This window comes from Massilicoli timonensis, assembly GCF_900199515.1.
Lineage (GTDB): Bacteria > Bacillota_I > Bacilli_A > Erysipelotrichales > Erysipelotrichaceae > Massilicoli > Massilicoli timonensis.
Genome location: NZ_LT963434.1, coordinates 912697 through 931429, shown reverse-complemented (window position 1 = coordinate 931429; position 18733 = coordinate 912697). Strand labels below are relative to the sequence as shown.

Genomic DNA, 18733 nt, shown 5'->3' with positions numbered 1-18733 from the left:
CGGGCTTTTTTTCTGTTTAGAAACATATACTGAAAGGGGTGGATGCGATGAAGCAAAAATGGAAGTATGGCTGTATAGCGCTGGTGATGATAGCTGCGATGCTGATCATGACTGAGGCAGGTGGAAAAAAGATACAGGATGCTACCCTGTCAGGGGTAATGATCGTCATTGACAGCGGACATGGCGGCAAAGACAATGGGGCAATGGCAAATGAGGCGAATGAAGATGAGATCAATTTACTAATCGCGAAAAAAGTGAGAAAAGCGTTAAGGGAGAAAGGTGCAGGAGTCGTGATGACGAGAACCGGCGATTATGATTTGGCAAGTGAAAATGCCACTTCGCGTAAAAAGGAAGATATGCGTAAACGGGTGGAGATGATCAATCAGAATCGTATCGATCTTTTCATCAGTATCCATCTGAATGCTTATCCTTCGGCTGATGTGCATGGCGTACAGATCTTTTATCAGAAAGGAAATACAGATGGTGAACTGCTGGCATCCTATATTGCGGAAGCGATGGATTCGGTCAGTGATCATGTGATGCATAACAAGGCAGGAGATTATTATATACTGAATGAAACAAGATCGACGGGATTATTGATCGAATGTGGATTCCTGTCAAATCCACAAGAACAAAAGCTGCTTCAAGAGGAGGATTATCAGTTAGAATTGGCGCAGGCGATCGTTTCCGGGATAGAAGCGTATTTTGTTGCATTACAGTGAACGGGCGTGAAGAGAATGAATGTTTCATCAAAAGGGCAATCGTGTAAATATATAAAAAAAGCGCATAGGAATCAAACCTATGCGTTTTGTTAAAAATTTGGTGGAGCTAAGGGGATTCGAACCCCTGACCCCCTGCGTGCAAAACAGGTGCTCTCCCAGCTGAGCTATAACCCCATGTATATCAAATTCGATGATGGTGGGCCTGAATGGACTTGAACCAACGACCTCACCCTTATCAGGGGTGCGCTCTAACCACCTGAGCTACAGGCCCTTGTCATCGAATGCTTTGTTATATTACCATGTTCTTTTTTTATTGTCAATATATTTTTGTTTATTTTATAAAATTATGAGAAACACCCAAAATGCACTATCTGAAAAGGATTTCTGCTTGATCAAAAGAGCATGCGCGCTCTTTCGTATCGTTGTAAAAGTCGCTTGGTACAGTGATAAACAGATGTTCTCCTTATATAAGTCAAATAAAATGCGGTGTTTGATAAAAAAGACGCGCATGCGCCTTTTCTAAATGATCATCCTTCCAGCAATATCGCTGCTAACGCCGTTGGCAAAGCCTCGATCAGCAGGGAACTGAGCTCCTTGCAGGACATCCTCATCCCGCTGCGTACCCATTCCGCCGTCATATAGATGCTGGCATGACAGTACATACGAAGCAAAAATCGTAGATTACCGTCCAGTGGCTGTCCGCTTTTTTTAACGATGATTCCTTCATAAAAATGCAGAATACAGTCATAGGCATAATTAAACAGAGAGTTTTGTTTACCATAGAGGAAAGCTTGGGTAAAAAACAGTTTTTCTTCCTTGATAAAAGTAAACTGTTTTTCCAGTCCCTCCTGTAAGGTGCACTGCACACCCATCTGTTTGAAAGATTTCTGTGCCAGTACATCAAAATACCAGTTTACCAGATCATATTTGTCTTTGAAGTAGCGGTAAAAGGTCTGCCGGGTAAGACCGGCCTTTTTCACAATATCCTTTACGGTGATTTTTTCAAGTGGTTCATGTTTCATCACTTCAATGATGGCATGGGCGAAACGATACTTAGTCTTATCATAGGCTTGCATACCTACCACTCCTTTATAATTTAATCATAACATAATCGAAAAGGAAAATTCAAATGGACCACTGGCGGGAAAGCTTCTTTCCGCTTTACGCAGCATCGTATGAATGGCGGCGATAAGATAAGCGGACGATGCCGTTTTTTGCCTGACATGTGCGAAGTTTCAAACGTTTCAAAGGGCAGGAAGAAAATAGCGGAATGCCTTTTCCAAGGATAACCGGGATCATAAAGAGTTCATATGCATCAATGAGATCTTGTTCGATACATTGCTGGATCAGCGATGCGCCGCCGCAGAGCCAAATTTGTTTGCCCTCTTGCTTTTTAAGTGCATCGATCACATCTTTGATTGGTTGTGCAAGAAAGGTAATACCTTCCTGCTTCAGATTTGTTTGGTGGGTAAACACATAGGTGTGCTGCTTGGCATAAGGCCATTCGTCGGATAATTGACAAATGATGTCATAAGTACGTTTCCCCATCAAGACTGTATCTACGTTTTCAATGAAAGTGTCATAATCCAGATCCGGCAAGGTCGGATCATCTCCATACATCCAGTCCATCTTTTCCGCTTCATCGCTGATATAACCATCTAAACTTTGACAAACATATAAAATGACTTCTCGCATTTGTTTCATTCCTTCCTGTTTTTTAAGAGTAATACGATAAATGACAGAGTGCTTTTAGATCTGAAACAATCAGCCGGACTTGCATAGTTCTTCCAGTTCCGCTTCTGCCATAGTAGCACCGGGAATTTCTAATAAGGCAATGATCGTATCGCCGCTGTTGATCGTGGTTGTGCCTTTCGGCAATACTTCCTCTACGCCCCTATGGATACCTACCAATAAGCATTTAGAAGGCCATGCAATGTCTTTGACCTGCCGATTTTCAATGACGGAACCGATTTCCACGATTACTTCTACCAGACGCTTCTGTTCGCTTCCATGCTCTAAATCCACTCCCTGACGGCGTAACAGCCGATCGAGCAGACTTTCATAGATCGGCTTGCTTTTCATAAAATGAGCCGTTACGTAGGCAACGATAGAAACAAGCGCCAATGATAGTAAATGATGCAGAGATCCGGTCATTTCCGCAATCAGTACGATGCCGGTAATCGGTGCTCTTACGATACCCGCAAAAAAGCCGGCCATTGCGATGATGACGAAATTAGTGAAATAAATCGGATCGATCATCCATACCGATAAAGAAATCTTACCGAAAATAGCGCCGATATAACAGCCCAGCACCAGCAAAGGAAAAAAGATGCCGCCCGGCGCACCGGAAGCGAAGCTGCACAAAGAAAATAAAAATTTAACGATGAGCAGGAAAAACAGAGAAGATAACAGCATTGACTCATCCAACAGTGAGGTCATATGATGTCCGCCGCAAAGCACCTCCGGAAATACGAAAAACAGGAACCCGGATAAGAGCAGCGGGATATAAACACGTTGATGTGATTTCAGAAAGGGGATTTTCTCATAGAGACGCTGCCCTTGTAAAATGGCCGCATTATAGCCAGCTCCTAAAACGCCGCATACTATACCGAGCACGATGATCAACCCATAACAGGAAAGCGGCAGTACCGCTTCTACTTGAAAAGCCAATGCCGGTTCCAATCCAAATACGTACTGTGATAGAAAATCACCCATGATCGAAGCACACATGACCGAAACGATGGCGGACATCGAAAAAATTTTGTGGATTTCCTCCAATGCAAACAAGATTCCCGCTAAGGGAGCGTTAAAGGCCGCAGATAAACCGGCGGCCGCACCGCATGTGATCAAATAACGCTGCTCGACTTTGATGCGCCGAAAGATCTTAGAAAAGCCTTTTCCACACATTGCACCTAACTGAATGCTCGGCCCTTCTCGTCCTAATGACAAGCCGCCCAGCACCGCACATGTACCGCCGATGATCTTGGCGATCAGCACGCGATACCAGCACTGATCGATTTGATTTTGCACTTCTGCTTCTACTTGTGGGATCCCGCTACCGCTGATAAAGGGTTCTTTTTTTAATGCTTGTGAAATAATAAAGCCTAAAACAAATAAAAATAAGAACAGCGCAATCAGATAGATCCCATCCTCTTTTACCAACTTTGCGATCTGATATACAAATGATTCACTTTTTCCTAATAAGATTCGATAAATGATGCTGACGATCCCTGCCAGCAGACCGACGATCGATCCCTCTAAGATCAAAATATATTTCAAGTGACTGCGTGCATGCAATAAAGCTGTTGTCTCTTTCCTGCTTTTCATATGTTTCTCCTATTTTCATACGTTTTTACTATTATAACATAAGAAGCAAGGCTCTTTTCTTTTTCTTTGGTTCTGTATATAATAGCCATAACAACGAATACTGATATGGAAAGGAGTGATGACATGTCTGAATTTACAAGTGTGGTTATCGGTTTGTTGATTCCTTTTGTCGGCACGACACTAGGCAGTGCCATGGTCTTTTTTATGCGCAATGAGATGAAAGAATGGGTGCAGAAGATCTTGCTTGGCTTTGCATCAGGGGTCATGGTCGCTGCCAGTGTTTGGTCGCTGCTGATTCCTTCTTTGGATGCCTCTGCACATTTAGAAAAATGGTCGTTTGTACCTGCGGCAGTCGGTTTTCTTGCCGGTATGGGATTTCTGCTCTTATTAGACAGTGTGATCCCGCATTTGCATTTAGATAGTGATCAGCCGGAAGGGGTGAAATCCCATCTGAAAAAGAATACGATGCTGGTATTGGCGGTTACTTTGCATAACATTCCGGAAGGAATGGCGGTGGGCGTCGTGTTTGCCGGTTTTTTAGCCGGTAATGTCAATTTGTCACTAGCGGGAGCGTTTGCTTTGACGATCGGGATCGCCATTCAAAATTTTCCCGAGGGCGCCATCATTTCCATGCCCTTAAAAAGTGCATCGCATTCCAAAAGCAAATCCTTTTTCTATGGCATGATGACGGGCATTGTAGAACCGCTGGCAGCTGCTTTCACGATCCTGCTCACCAACTTTGTCGTACCGATCTTGCCGTATTTGCTTTCATTTGCGGCCGGGGCGATGATTTATGTCGTGGTAGAGGAATTGATTCCGGAGGCACAGCATGGAGAGCACACCAACATTGCAACGGTCGGTGTAGCGTTCGGCTTTGTGCTGATGATGATATTGGATGTTGCGCTTGGCTGATGGCTTTGCGAATCGCTGTAAAGCGAGAGCACAAATAATAAAATTTCCATGTGCGTACTTTCAAATAAGGGAGGACGCGAATGGGGAAATAGGAATATAGAAACAGAATAGAAAAAACTCGCATCAGGCGAATAGGATCTGCGATTGCTTTGCAGAATCTTGCCATAGGCGAGTTTTTTATATGGGTTTGCTTATTACAAGCTGTAATAGTGTGTTCTTTTAGAAGAGAGGTTTTGAGAAAAGAAATACTGTTTACTGATTACGATAAGCGGCAATGATCGCTTTGATCTTAGCGGCATTTTCCGCAATCTCATCACTGCTTCCCTTTGTGAGCAAGCCGCCGAATCCACAGACATCGACTCCATTTTCCAGCCAGTTTTGCAGATTATCCAAATGGATGCCGCCGGATGCGAGGATCGGCATATCAGGAATCGGTGTTTTGAATACCTTTACCAGCTTTGGACCATAGAAATCGGAGATGGGGAAGGCTTTGATGAAAGCCGCTCCGCTGCTCAGCCCTTCGATCGCTTCGCTCAATGTCGTACAGCCCGGTGCATAAGGAATCTGATAGCGATTGCACATTTCCGCGACACCTTTGTCAAAATTAGGAGCGATGATGAACTGTGCGCCGTGCAAGATCGCATGCCGCGCCGTTTCCCGATCCAGCACCGTCCCTGCACCTACACAAAGCGCATCACCGTATTTCTGCTTTAATCCTTCAATGATCGTACCGGCATTATTTAAGGTATAGCTCATTTCCATGACCGGCACGCCGCCCTTGATACAGCCATCGGCAATTTCACAGGCACGCTCCAGTGTTTCCGCACGCACGATTGCCAGTGCGCCGACTTCATACATGCGCGCAGTCGTCTTCATTTTTTTCATGATCATAGTTGCATTGTCCTCCTTGCATTTTCATTTTACTAAAGAAAAAGGGAGGCTTACAACAAAATAATGGTACAAAAAATGTCGCTTTTTTCGTTCAAATATACAAAAAATAGACTATTGCCGCTTAGACGATTATAAAGGAAAACACAGTTCCGTAAGCACAATTGAAAAGATGTTGCAGAAATCACACTGAAAAGGATTGTAAATAGCATGCCTGTTTTCTTTCAGTCATCTCAGTTGCGAAGAACCGCTCATTTCATCTATACTGATAAAAAAGGTGGTTGGCTATCATGAAAATACAGAAAAGAGATGGATCCTTTCAGGAGTTTAACGGGCAAAAGATCGCCACAGCGATCCAAAAAGCGTTTCAAAGCGGCGATACGGAAATCAGTCCTGCAATACTGCAAGAGATCGTACGGGAAATTACAAGACAGGCAGAAGCAGATGCCTCTTTATTGCGTGTAGAAAAGATACAGGATCTGGTGGAAGAACAGCTGATGCACCACCGCTTTTACCAAGAGGCAAAGCGTTATATTTTATATCGGCAGAAACAGGCGGAACATCGCCAAATCATAAATGAACTGTTAGCGTTAACGCATAATGAGGCCTTGCGCAAGATCATGATAAAGATCCAAAAGGATTACCAGGAAGATGTTTACGATCTTCGTCATTTGCATGCAAAGTTTCAATCATTCATAAAAGCGGATATGAATGCCGATGCACGCTTACAGATGTTGATCAAAGCCTGTGTGGAGCTCATCAGCAAGGAAGCGCCGAAATGGGAGTACATCGCTTCTTTGTTTTATGCGTATGAACTGCATGCACAGATCGACGCACGGATGCAGAAACTGGCAATTTCCTCTTTTTATGAGAAGATCCGCTATCTGGAAGCAGAGGGCTATTACGGCAGTTACATCCTAGCGCATTATCAGAAGGAAGAAATCGACGCATTAGAAGCATATATGCAAGATGAAAGAGATGCTTTGCTTACCTTCAGCGGATTGGAACTGATCAAGAAGCGATATCTGATCTGTTCTCACTCCCATGAGGTTTTAGAAACACCGCAGGAGATGTTTATGGGAATTGCCATGCATTTGGCAATGAAAGAAAACGATCGGGTGCACTGGGCAAAGGAAATCTATGATATTCTAAGCAAATTACAGGTAACGATGGCGACGCCGACGATGGCCAATGCCCGCAAACCATACCACCAGCTATCCAGCTGTTTTATTGACACCGTGGCAGATACGCTCAGCAATATTTATAAAAGCATCGATAATTTCGCACAAGTGTCAAAGTATGGCGGCGGGATGGGATTATATTTTGGCAAAGTACGCGCCAACGGCAGTGATATTCGTGGCTTTGAAGGAGCTGCCGGCGGAGTCATCCGCTGGATCAAGCTCGTCAATGATACGGCAACCGCAGTCGATCAGCTAGGTGTACGACAAGGCGCGGTAGCCGTGTACTTAGACGCATGGCATAAAGATCTGCCGGAGTTTTTAAGTCTTAGAACCAACAATGGCGATGACCGCATGAAAGCACATGATGTATTTCCTGCCATCTGCTATCCGGACTTGTTCTGGAAAATGGCAAAGGAAGATCTGAATGCGACATGGTATTTGATGTGTCCGCATGAGATCCACAAGATCAAAGGTTATCACTTAGAAGATTATTATGGAGCAGAGTGGGAGAAACGCTATTTTGAATGTGTGCAGGATGCCAGGATCCCTAAACGTGCCATGGTATTAAAAGATGTCGTGCGGCTGATATTGAAATCGGCAGTAGAAACCGGAACGCCGTTTACCTTTAACCGCGATCATGTCAACCGCATGAATCCCAATCCGCATAAAGGCATGATCTATTGCAGCAATCTATGTACGGAAATCGCACAGAACATGAAAGCGATCGAATTGATGGAAAGCCGGATCGTGGAAGTCGGCAATGAGAAAATCGTAGTCAATCAAAGCAAGCCGGGGGATTTTGTGGTATGTAACCTCGCCAGTCTGTCATTGGGCAATATCGCCGTCGAAGATGAAGAAGCGCTCGCCCATATCATCAAAGTCGTGGTACGCGCTTTGGATAATGTCATTGATCTCAACTATTATCCGATTCCCTATGCAAAGATCACCAACCAGATGTATCGTCCGATCGGTCTTGGGGTCAGCGGGTATCACCATATGCTCTGCAAGCAGGGAATCCGTTTTGAGTCTGAGGAGCATTTGCACTTTGTTGACGAGCTGTTTGAAAAGATCAACTATCATGCGATTTCCGCAAGTCATGCATTGGCAAAGGAAAAGGGACGTTATGCACAGTTTGAAGGAAGCGACTGGCAGAGCGGAGCTTATTTTACCAAACGCGGTTATCACAGCGAAGCATGGAACCAACTTGCCGAACAAGTCGCAGCCGATGGACTGCGCAACGCGTGGATCATGGCGATCGCACCGACCAGTTCTACTTCGATCATTGCCGGTACGACGGCCGGCATCGATCCGATCATGAATAAATATTTCTTGGAAGAGAAAAAAGGCAGCATGATCGCCAGAGTAGCGCCGGATCTGAATGCAAAGACCTTCTGGCTGTATAAAAACGCACATACGATCGACCAGAACTGGATCGTTCGTTCTGCCGGCATCCGTCAGCGCCACATCGATCAGGCCCAATCGGTCAATCTGTATATTACCAATGAATTTACACTTCGCCAGGTATTGCAGTTACTGATCCACGCATGGGAATGTGGGGTAAAAACACTGTATTATGTTCGCAGCAAGGCATTAGAAGTAGAAGAATGCGAATCATGCGCATCTTAGGAAAGGAGCAGCTATGAACGATTTGAAACGGAAACCGCTGTTTAATGAAAGCGGTGATTGCGAGGTAGGAAAACGTCGCATGATCAACGGCAATACGACCAATCTGAATGATTTTAACAATATGAAATACAGCTGGGTATCAGACTGGTACCGACAGGCGATGAATAATTTTTGGATCCCCGAGGAAATCAATTTGAATCAGGATGTGAAAGATTATCGAAAGTTAAGCAAGGCAGAAAAAACGGCATATGACAAGACCTTATCCTTTTTGATCTTTCTGGATTCCATACAGACAGCCAATCTGCCTAATGTGGGTGAATACATTACCGCCAATGAAGTCAATCTCTGTTTGACGATTCAGGCATTTCAGGAAGCGGTGCATTCACAAAGCTACAGCTATATGTTGGATTCGATCTGTTCACCACAGGAAAGAAACGATATTTTATACCAGTGGAAAGATGATGCACATCTGCTCGCAAGAAATAAGTTTATCGGTGATCTCTACAATGATTTTCAGCTTCATCGTGACAGCTATCACTTAATGAAGACGATGATGGCCAATTATATTTTAGAAGGCATTTACTTTTATTCCGGCTTTATGTTTTTCTACAATCTGGGAAGAATGGGGAAAATGCCCGGTTCGGTGCAGGAGATCCGCTATATCAACCGTGATGAAAACACGCATTTATGGCTGTTTCGCTCCATGATCTTAGAATTGCAGAAAGAGGAACCGCAGTTGTTTACGAAAGAGCGTATCGAAGAATATCGAAAGATGCTGAAGCAGGGCGTAGAGGAAGAAATCCGCTGGGCTGCCTATGTGATCGGCGATGAGATCGAAGGATTGACGATGGAAATGGTATCGGCATATATTTACTATTTGGGAAATCTGCGCAGTACCTCACTTGGCTTTGGGGTTCTTTATGAAGGATATGAAAAAGAGCCGAAATCAATGGAATGGGTATCCATGTATTCCAATGCGAATCTGATCAAAACTGATTTCTTTGAAGCAAAGTCCACCGCCTATGCGAAAAGCACGGCGCTGGTAGATGATCTGTAACAGGCAGGATAATCTGCCTTTTTTGATGGCGAATCAGTGATAAATCAGGATATGAGCGGCTATGTTTGAGAGAAATTGACTGGCGGTTTGTTCTATGCTAGAGTTATACTGTATGTTGTAATGACAGCAGGAAGCAAACCGATCAATGATAAAGGAATCGGTGCGGATGGGAGGAAGAAATGATGTATCGACTGATTGCATGTGATATTGATGAAACATTGTATGAAGCAGGCAAGATCGCGCCGGAAAACATAGCGGCAATCGACGCTTTTATCAAACAGGGAGGCCGCTTTGTATTGGCGACGGGGCGTCCGGGATTTACGTTAGAGCCGATGTTAAGACAACTGCACCTTTGGCAAAACCCTGATGAATATCTGTTGGTCAACAACGGTGCCTTGATCCTGTCATGTGCTGACCTGCACTGTGTGAAGAAAAGTGCGATGTCTTTTGATCTGGCGCGGGAGCTGTTTGCGTTTGGTCAGCAGTTTTCCGTCTGCATACAGGTGTTCAGTGAAGATACCTTGTATATCTATCGGATCAATGATGATGAAAAAATGCGTTTGGAATATTTTGAGGCAACGCATTATCAGGAAATCGAATCATTTGATGCGTTAGCGGGCGTGGAGATCATCAAGATGATGTATCAAAATAACGATATGGATTATTTGTATGAAATAGAAAAACAGATGCCGAAGGAATGGAAGGACGCACTTTCGCTCTCTTATTCCAGCAATCGCTATATGGAATTAAATGATCGCTCGATCGACAAAGGCAAAGCATTAGCACAGCTGGCAGAGCTATTGCATATTGCGCGAGAGGATATCATTGCCATCGGCGATAATGCCAATGATGCCTCGATGATCGCTTATGCGGGACTTGGCGTATGTGTTGCCAATGGACAGGAAGCCGTTAAGCAAGTTGCCGATCATATTACGAAAAATGATGCTTTGCACGGGGCGGTCGCGGAAGTCATTTGGGAGTTTGCCCTGCCCGCAAAGAAAGAGGTACAGCTTGTATGCTGTGAAACAAATGCGCAGATCAAGGCTTTGGCAAAGCTGGCTGATGGAATCTGGCATGAATACTTTGTCGCTTTGTTAAGCGCTGATCAGATCGATTATATGGTGGATCGCTTTCAAAGTGAAACGGCGCTCCACAAAGCGATCAAACAAGACGCCTATCAATATTGGATCGCCTATTTGGGAAAAGAAGCAATCGGTTATCTGGGGGTTTGCCCCAAAGCGGATACTTTGTTTTTAAGCAAGCTGTATCTAAAGAAAGCATACCGAGGCAAAGGATATGCGAACATGATGTTAAAACAGGCGGAACAGACGGCGAAACAATACGATCTGCCTTCCATCACGCTTACCTGCAATAAGTACAACACACATTCTTTAGATGTTTATCGGCATAAGGGCTTTGTCATTTGTGATGCGGTGGTAAGCGATATCGGGAACGGTTATGTCATGGATGACTATATTTTAACGAAATCGTTGAAAAAATAAGCATTTCAGTTTCTTCTATGCGCAATTCGCGTTATAATAACCTTAAATAGGAGGCTGATGAGCATGGTATATAACAAAACGATCGACGGTATTGAAATTTCTTATAATTTAGATGTAGAGGAAAGTGAACTGCATAACTACATCCGTTATGTAAAAGAGAAAAATCCGGGACGTGATATCGAATCGATCTCTTTGGATTTTGACGGTGAGGAGGTCGGTGTCGGCTATTATTTGGCGCCGATGAAATTTGAGAAGATCAGAAGAATCACCGGTTATTTGGTAGGTACGCTGGATCGCTTCAATGATGCGAAAGCAGCGGAAGAAAGAGATCGGGTCAAACACGCATAAGATACACATGGCGACATGTGTGTCTTTTCTTTTTCGCTTAGATTCGCTATAATGTGACAAAGGAAGGATGCCGATGAAACAGATCATACATACTTATCGAATCCATAATCTGATCAAACGTGTCGTGGTGGTCCTATTCACGCTGCTTTTGGCGATGCCGGCCTTTGTGCTGATCGCACAGAAAGTGAAATATTACAATGCACCGGTCAGGATCAGTTATTTTTATGAAGCGCTGCGCAGAGAAACGGATACAGATGCTTTGCAATGCCTTTTTCAAAGCGACTGTCTGTATAATCAGCGAATGGACTGGCGCAAGCAGGAATTGTATGGCCCGATTGCCATAAACGGGGAAAAGGTGTACCTGATCAAAATGGATGACGCTTATTTTGCGGCGATGATCGCAGATGGAAACAGTGAGGAAACGGTCGGAGGCATTCATACACAGATGGATCAAAAGATGCGGGAAGAAATTGATCGATACGTGGAAGAGCAGGGATTAGTAGAGGAAGAATTGCAGTTTTCCTATCATATTGCCGCGTATGTGCTGCATCAGGGATATGTCGGCAATCTTTCAAAGCCGCTTTTCTGGGGATTTTGTATTTGGATCATAGCTGTTGTGATCGGCGGTGTGATCATGCTTATTTTGATCCGGTTCAATGATGAAGCCAAGGCCTATCGCGCTTATCGTCTCCTATCAGTACAAAACCGCCGCGAAGCGGATCGGGAGGTCTGTCATTTGGCGCAGGTAAAAGACCTGTTATTCGGTGCACATCTGTTGTACTACCGCTGTAAAGAAAAGGGGGCGATCCATGTTTTGCCTTATGCTAGGATCGTCTGGGCCTGTTATTCTAAAGAATCGATTTTGCTTTATGACCGTAATCATAAAAAAAGCCGCATTCCGGTATCTTACGAGGACTATTTACGGTTACAGAAAAATGCCCCGACGGCTTTATATGGCGAAGAGGAAATCAATGCGCATTTGGCGGCGCATGATTTTGACGCCTTGTTAGAGAAAGCGAAACAAAAAAAGCTGGACATCTGGAGAAAGAAACAGTTTCCTTATCAGGATCAGGCATTTTCAGAGGTAAAAGAAACAGAAGATGAACATGACTGAGAAATGCAAAGTACAAAAGCAGGTATGAAATGGTTTTGCACTCTTTCTCAATGGACGCTTTCATGATATACTGGACAGGAAAGAAAGAGAGGAACCAATGATGAAACCAAATAAACTGATCGATCATACTTTATTAAAACCGCAGTCTGTCAAGGAACAGATCGAAACCTTGTGTGAAGAAGCAAAAACTTATGATTTCGCTTCGGTCTGCGTCAATCCATACTGGGTATCCACCTGTGCCGCGCTGTTAAAAGGCAGCGATGTCAAGGTATGTACGGTAATCGGCTTCCCGCTTGGTGCCAATACGACGGCGGTCAAGGCCTTTGAAACCAGAGATGCGATCGCCAACGGCGCTGATGAAATCGATATGGTGATCAATATCGGGGAATTAAAAGCGGGAAATGAAGAAGCGGTGCGTAAGGATATCGAAGCGGTGGTAGAAGCGGCGCAGGGCAGATGTGTCAAAGTTATTTTGGAAACATGCCTGTTGAGCGATGCGGAAATCGTAACCGCTTGCCGCTTATGCATGGATGCCAAGGCGACCTTCGTAAAGACTTCCACCGGCTTTTCCAGTGCAGGTGCAACGGTCCACCATGTAAAGCTCATGAAGGATACGGTAAAAGAGGCATGTGAGGTAAAAGCAGCCGGCGGTGTACGTTGTAAAGCAGATATGGATGCGATGGTAGCGGCAGGGGCAACTCGGATCGGATGCAGTGCCGGCGTTGCGCTCATGCAGGGAGAAAGCAGCGAAGAAAGTTATTGATTCGATGTAAAAAAAGTATTTGGCAATGAACGTCAAATACTTTTTTATCTTTAGGATAGAACTTCGCAAACTATTTCTGATAAAGCCGGCGATAGATGCGGATCAAGAAAAAGCAGGCGATGAAAAAACTAAGCCATTCGGCGGCCGGTATGGATAACCATACACCGTTTTGTTCAAAGAACGGCGGCAGGAGCAGTAAAAAGCATAAAACAAAGATAATGCCTCGGCCAAGTGAAAGGATCGTACTTTCGTTGACCGCATGAATGCTGCTGAAAAAAGAAGTGAGCGAAACACTGATGCCCGCTACCAAAAAGGCCGGGAAATAGAGCTGAATACCGGTCTTGGCAATCGCTTCCAATGCCGCATTGTGATCGGAATTAAAGATCGCGATCAGCTGTGTCGGAAACAGAAAACCGATGCCGACGAACAAGATCCCTAAGCTTGCCGCAGTCACAACAGCATAGCGGGCAGTCTGAAAAGAAAGAGAAATCTGTCCGCTGCCGTAAAGATGAGAAATGATCGGCTGGATGCCCTGTCCGATGCCGGAATAGATCGCCTGAATGATGAGCGCCAGATTGGCGATGATACCATAAGCGGCGATCGCCGTATTTCCGCCATACTTCAAAAGCAGATAGTTAAAGGCAAGCATAACGATACCGGAAGAAATCTCATTGATGAAAGAGGGAATACCTATGCGATAGATCGATCCCAGCAAAGCCAGCGTCCATTTCGGCTTGTGCCAGTGAAAATGATTGCGATGGCGCAGTTTGTGGGTCGATAAGATCAATAGCGAGGTAAGCGGGGAAAAGCAGGAAGCAAGGCTGGCGCCGAATAGTCCCCAGTGAAAATGATAGATGAATACATAGTCCAATACGATGTTGACCAGATTGCCGATCACCATTGCTTTCATGGCCAATGCCGGCGCGTTGTCATTGCGGATCATGCAGATAAACAACTGGTTGAACTGAAATAAAAAGCCGAGCGTAAGCAAAGGAAACAGGTATTGCGCCGTATCTGTTGCGATCGCTTCATTGGCGCCCAGTAAAACAGCGAGGGGACGAGTGAAAAAAAGCCCGGCTACCAATAAGAGAAGGGATTGTAATAACGCCGCTACTAGTCCATGGGCAAACACCGCATCCGCTTCCTTGTCATGTTTTCCCGCCTTTAACAAAGCATAGCGGGTCGCACATCCCATGGCGCTCATGATCGCCATTGCACTGACAAAGGAAAACATCGGCAGCGCCACATTCAAAGGCGCCAGCGCATGAGAACCGATGCCGTTCGCAATAAAAAAGGTATCGGTAAACACATTGAAGGACAATCCTGCCATACCGATGACACTGTTGCTTACATAGTGAAAAAACATCTTTTTCAGATGATGCAAGGATAAATCATCCCATTCCATAAGATCCCTCTTTTCTCAAACTCACACTATTATAAAGAGGAACGAAATGCTTGTCAATGAAAGCGCTGTTTTTCTTTTGGCCATCAAATACGGAAAAGAAAATTTGACGATTGACTTACCTATCTGTTGTTTGGTATAGTAAATTCTGTAATTGGTATAGTATAGAGGAGGGATCGTATGCATATTTTGAAGAACAGAGATTTTTTGCGCTATTACTTTAAGCTGACACTTCCGGTCATGATCCAACAGCTGCTGGTCAATCTTGTCAGTATGTGTGATACATTGATGATTTCATCAGTAGGGGAAGATGCGATCAGTGCGGTGGCAGTCGCCAATAAGTTTTTCTTTATTTATTCGCTGGCGATCTTCGGCCTTACCAACGGTGTCGGCTTATATATTTCTCAATACTATGGGGCAAATGATCAAACGAGTTATAACCGGGTATTTCGCTATGGCAATGTGCTTTGCATCATCGTCGGCGCTCTGGTAAGCGTATTTTTATTTGTGAACCCGGAAATTACGATTTCGATCTTTGTGAAAAATCCGCGTGTCATTGCCATGGGCGTAGAATATGTCGAAGTGCTGCGTTGGTGCTTCATCCCTTTTGCGATTGCCGGTATGTGCTCGGTCGCATTCCGCGTTATGGGGCATCCGCAGATCCCGATGGTATCGGGGCTTGTGGCATTTATTACAAACGTCGTGCTGAATTATCTGCTGATCATGGGGAATTTCGGCTTTCCACAGCTGGGCGTGGCAGGTGCGGCGATCGCAACCTGTATTTCCCGCTGGGTGGAAATGATCCTGCTGCTTGTGATCGTCAATCGCAAAGACAGCCGCATCCGTATGCATGTCGCTTATGGAAAATTGCCTTTCTCATTGAAGAAAGACATCATTGCCAAAGCAATTCCGCTGATGTGCAATGAAGTGATGTATTCATTGGGATTAAGCATCGTTTTCTTGAACTTCAGTTTTATGAGCGAAAGCTCGATCCCGGCGCTTACCGTTGTAGACAATATCAATAATCTTGTTTATGTGTTATTCAGCGGGTGCGGCGTAGCGATCGGTGTGATGGTCGGCAGTGAATTAGGCGCCAACCGCATTGACAAAGCCAAGGAAAATGCGAAAAACATGATCTGGATGGCGCTGCTTACTTATGCGATCGGCAGTGCTTTGATCTTGATTACTTCCGGTATCACGCCAAAAGCCTTTTCGCTTCGCGCTGACAGCCTGCATTTGGCAACGCTGCTGCTGATCGTAAAATCATTGCTTTCGTGGACGCAGGGCTATTCCAATACCATTTATTATATTCTGCGTTCCGGCGGCGACACCAAATCGGTGCTGATCATCGACGGGCTGTTTACCTGGCTGGGACCGGTATTGACTTCAACGATCTTTTCCCGTATTTTTCCGATCGACTTCCTGTTTCTTTATATTGCCGTGGAAGCGATGGGACTTGTAAAGGTATGTATCGCAACGATGTTTTATCGCAAAGAAAAATGGATCCGCAACTTAACGCAGCATGCGTAAAGGAGCAATAAGATAAAGAAAGCAGACCGGGCAAAGTCTGCTTTTTCCTATCCTGCATGGAAAGCAAACGGTGCAGGGAAGAGAAAGATTTAGCAGGCAATCATTTTCTTTTCCTGCCATTTGACAGAAACGATGCCGATGCATGGAAGATCATAAGGCATAAAATAAGCACCAGATGAATCTGATGATCTAGGATCAGTAAGCGAATACCACTATTTGCAGCTGTTTTCAACAGCCAGGACAGAGAAGGTATTATTTTAGTTTGACATTCATAGTAATTTCATTATAATAATTGATAACGAGTATCAATAATAAAAGATTTGTACGATTTATGATCTTCTTGAAAAAGATATGTCCGGATTACTTCTGATCTATGTAAAAAGGATCTGGTACATTGTGCATCCGTATGAGTTATAATTGATAAGCGTACAAAGGAGGAAAGAAATGAGCAATATCATTCAAATTGATCATCTGAATAAAAGCTTTGCATCAGTCAAAGCAGTTCAAGATTTAAGTTTTCGGGTAAAAGAGGGCAGTCTATTTGCCTTTTTGGGAATCAATGGCGCCGGGAAATCAACGACAATCAATATCATGTGCGGACAGCTGGCAAAAGACAGCGGACGTGTCTTGATCAACGGCCATGATTTAGACCGAGACAGTGCACAGATCAAGCGGGATTTCGGTGTCGTTTTTCAGTATTCTGTTTTAGATGCGGCGCTTTCGGTTTATGATAATTTAGAAAGCCGCGCCGCTTTATATGGCATGAGCAAGACCGAATTTAAGCAAAGACTTGCGGAATTGGCAAAACTGCTTGATTTTGAAGATCTGTTGAAACGCAGTGTCGGTAAATTATCAGGCGGACAGCGTCGCAGGATCGATATTGCCAGAGCGCTCTTTCATAAGCCTAAGATCTTGATCTTAGATGAACCGACCACAGGTCTTGATCCGCAGACGCGCAAGACCCTTTGGAATGTCATAGCCGGTCTTCGCAAAAATGAAAATATGACGGTATTTTTGACAACGCACTATATGGAAGAAGCTGCGGAAGCGGACCATGTCGTGATTATTGATGATGGCAAGATCATTGCGGAAGGCACGCCGCTCGCATTAAAAAACAAATATGCGGATGATCATGTTACGATTTATGGCATAGAGGAAGATGCTGTAAGAAGTCTTGGTCTGCCATATGAGCAGGTGCCAAACGGCTATCGGCTGACGCTCGCAAATCCAAAAGCTGCCACTGAACTGATCCTGCATCATCCGCAGTTGTTTCAGGATTATGAGATCACAAAAGGGAAAATGGATGATATTTTCCTTGCGGTAACCGGAAAAACACTGGTGGAAGGAGCAAACTGATGAGTGCATTTTTGATATTAGTAAAACGAAATATAAAATTGTTTTTCAAAGATAAAGGTATGTTCTTTACCTCTTTGATCACCCCACTGATCCTGCTTGTACTATATGTTACTTTTCTTGGAAATGTATATCGTGATAATTTCACATCACTTTTGCCGGATACGTTGCAGCTTTCAAGCGGGTTGATCGATGGTTTGGTGGGCGGTCAGCTCGTTTCTTCGATCCTTGCTGTTTCCTGCGTGACGGTTGCGTTCTGTTCTAATTTCCTGATGGTGCAGGATAAGGTGAGCGGCGCGATCAAAGATTTCCGGATAGCACCGATCAAGTCATCTGTGCTTTCTTTAAGCTATTATATGGCAACCTTGCTCTCCACGCTGATCATTTGTTTGATTGCAATGGGCATCTGTCTTGGTTATTTGGCTGTGGTAGGATGGTATCTGTCGTTTGCGGATGTTTGCTTTTTATTCTTAGATATTGTGCTGCTTGTTTTGTTTGGTACGGCACTGTCTTCGATCATCAATTTTTTCTTATCGACGCAAGGTCAGATTTCCGCAGTCGGTACGATCATCAGTGCAGGGTATGGCTTTATCTGCGGCGCTTATATGCCGATTTACTCATTTGGCGAGACATTACAAAAGATCATCTCTTTTCTGCCCGGCACTTATGGCACATCACTGATCCGCAATCATACTATGCAGGGGGTACTTGCGGAAATGAAGGCGCAGGGCATCCCGGAAGCAGGCATGAAAGAACTAAGGGATCTACTTGACTGTAATCTTTATTTTTTCGGGCATCAGGTCGATCTGCCGGTGATGTATCTGATCGTTGGGATTGCCGTTGTGGTGTTGATCATGTTGTATGTGCTGTTAAATAAATGCAAGAAACAGAAATAGAGTTTATGGGAAACAGAAAGAACAAACGCTTTGTTCATTTCATCAGGCGCTTTGTTCTTTCTTTTTTATGTGCTTTCCTCTATAATAGGACTGGTAATGTTTCATCAGAAAG

At 44.4% G+C, this 18733-nt stretch carries 15 protein-coding genes, 2 tRNA genes and 1 pseudogene; 11 read left to right on the top strand and 7 right to left on the bottom strand.

Features of this window, described 5'->3' with window-relative positions; genetic code table 11:
- The first annotated feature begins 47 nt into the window (after positions 1–47).
- Complete coding sequence (locus C1712_RS06570) at positions 48–722, top strand: N-acetylmuramoyl-L-alanine amidase (RefSeq protein WP_102267885.1); 675 nt, start codon at positions 48–50, stop codon at positions 720–722.
- Positions 723–820: 98 nt separating this feature from the next.
- Here the strand turns inward: C1712_RS06570 and C1712_RS06565 are convergent.
- The 5 genes from C1712_RS06565 to C1712_RS06545 form a co-directional block, all read right to left on the bottom strand.
- Positions 821–896: transfer RNA gene (locus tag C1712_RS06565), tRNA-Ala, on the bottom strand.
- 20 nt (positions 897–916) lie between these two features.
- Positions 917–993, bottom strand: a tRNA-Ile gene (locus C1712_RS06560).
- A gap of 256 nt (positions 994–1249) precedes the next feature.
- On the bottom strand, positions 1250–1798 hold the full coding sequence (locus tag C1712_RS06555; RefSeq protein WP_102267883.1) for a TetR/AcrR family transcriptional regulator C-terminal domain-containing protein: 549 nt from the start codon (positions 1796–1798) through the stop codon (positions 1250–1252).
- A gap of 85 nt (positions 1799–1883) precedes the next feature.
- The gene (locus C1712_RS06550; RefSeq protein WP_102267882.1) at positions 1884–2426 is read right to left on the bottom strand and encodes a dihydrofolate reductase family protein; all 543 of its coding nucleotides are present in this window, start codon (positions 2424–2426) and stop codon (positions 1884–1886) included.
- Positions 2427–2486: 60 nt separating this feature from the next.
- Positions 2487–4049 carry a ClC family H(+)/Cl(-) exchange transporter gene (locus tag C1712_RS06545; protein ID WP_102267880.1) on the bottom strand — a complete coding sequence of 521 codons (1563 nt, stop codon included), beginning with the start codon at positions 4047–4049 and terminating at the stop codon, positions 2487–2489.
- A 123-nt stretch (positions 4050–4172) separates the two neighbouring features.
- Here C1712_RS06545 and C1712_RS06540 point away from each other — a divergent pair, with 123 nt between their 5' ends.
- Positions 4173–4961 (top strand): ZIP family metal transporter, encoded by a 789-nt coding sequence (locus C1712_RS06540; protein WP_102267878.1) that lies wholly within the window; start codon positions 4173–4175, stop codon positions 4959–4961.
- A 252-nt stretch (positions 4962–5213) separates the two neighbouring features.
- Here the strand turns inward: C1712_RS06540 and C1712_RS06535 are convergent, their stop codons facing one another.
- Entirely contained in the window at positions 5214–5852 is a 639-nt protein-coding gene (locus C1712_RS06535; RefSeq protein WP_219718845.1) for a beta/alpha barrel domain-containing protein, read from the bottom strand.
- A 287-nt stretch (positions 5853–6139) separates the two neighbouring features.
- On the opposite strand from C1712_RS06535, the gene C1712_RS06530 reads away from it, so the two are divergent.
- From C1712_RS06530 to deoC, 6 genes and pseudogenes are all read left to right on the top strand, one after another.
- Complete coding sequence (locus C1712_RS06530) at positions 6140–8656, top strand: ribonucleoside-diphosphate reductase subunit alpha (protein ID WP_102267876.1); 2517 nt, start codon at positions 6140–6142, stop codon at positions 8654–8656.
- Between the two features lie 13 nt (positions 8657–8669).
- The gene (locus C1712_RS06525) at positions 8670–9713 is read left to right on the top strand and encodes a ribonucleotide-diphosphate reductase subunit beta (RefSeq protein WP_102267874.1); all 1044 of its coding nucleotides are present in this window, start codon (positions 8670–8672) and stop codon (positions 9711–9713) included.
- Between the two features lie 182 nt (positions 9714–9895).
- A complete protein-coding gene (locus C1712_RS13000) occupies positions 9896–11215 on the top strand; it encodes a Cof-type HAD-IIB family hydrolase (protein WP_245858081.1) in 1320 nt (439 codons plus the stop codon).
- Positions 11216–11461: 246 nt separating this feature from the next.
- Positions 11462–11563 (top strand): annotated as a pseudogene (nrdD, locus tag C1712_RS13235) (anaerobic ribonucleoside-triphosphate reductase); the annotation flags it as partial.
- A 73-nt stretch (positions 11564–11636) separates the two neighbouring features.
- A complete protein-coding gene (locus tag C1712_RS06510) occupies positions 11637–12677 on the top strand; it encodes a DUF6709 family protein (protein ID WP_102267869.1) in 1041 nt (346 codons plus the stop codon).
- Between the two features lie 100 nt (positions 12678–12777).
- Entirely contained in the window at positions 12778–13440 is a 663-nt protein-coding gene (gene deoC / locus C1712_RS06505; protein ID WP_102269793.1) for a deoxyribose-phosphate aldolase, read from the top strand.
- Between the two features lie 70 nt (positions 13441–13510).
- Here deoC and C1712_RS06500 read toward each other — a convergent pair whose 3' ends face one another.
- Complete coding sequence (locus C1712_RS06500) at positions 13511–14845, bottom strand: MATE family efflux transporter (RefSeq protein WP_102267867.1); 1335 nt, start codon at positions 14843–14845, stop codon at positions 13511–13513.
- A 177-nt stretch (positions 14846–15022) separates the two neighbouring features.
- Between C1712_RS06500 and C1712_RS06495 the strand changes: the two genes are divergently transcribed.
- From C1712_RS06495 to C1712_RS06485, 3 genes are all read left to right on the top strand, one after another.
- Positions 15023–16372, top strand: coding sequence for an MATE family efflux transporter (locus C1712_RS06495; RefSeq protein WP_245858079.1), 1350 nt, complete (start codon positions 15023–15025; stop codon positions 16370–16372).
- 444 nt (positions 16373–16816) lie between these two features.
- Complete coding sequence (locus C1712_RS06490; protein ID WP_102267865.1) at positions 16817–17728, top strand: ABC transporter ATP-binding protein; 912 nt, start codon at positions 16817–16819, stop codon at positions 17726–17728.
- Entirely contained in the window at positions 17728–18621 is an 894-nt protein-coding gene (locus tag C1712_RS06485) for an ABC transporter permease (RefSeq protein WP_102267863.1), read from the top strand. The genes C1712_RS06490 and C1712_RS06485 overlap by 1 nt, the downstream gene beginning before the upstream one ends.
- Positions 18622–18733 lie beyond the last annotated feature (112 nt).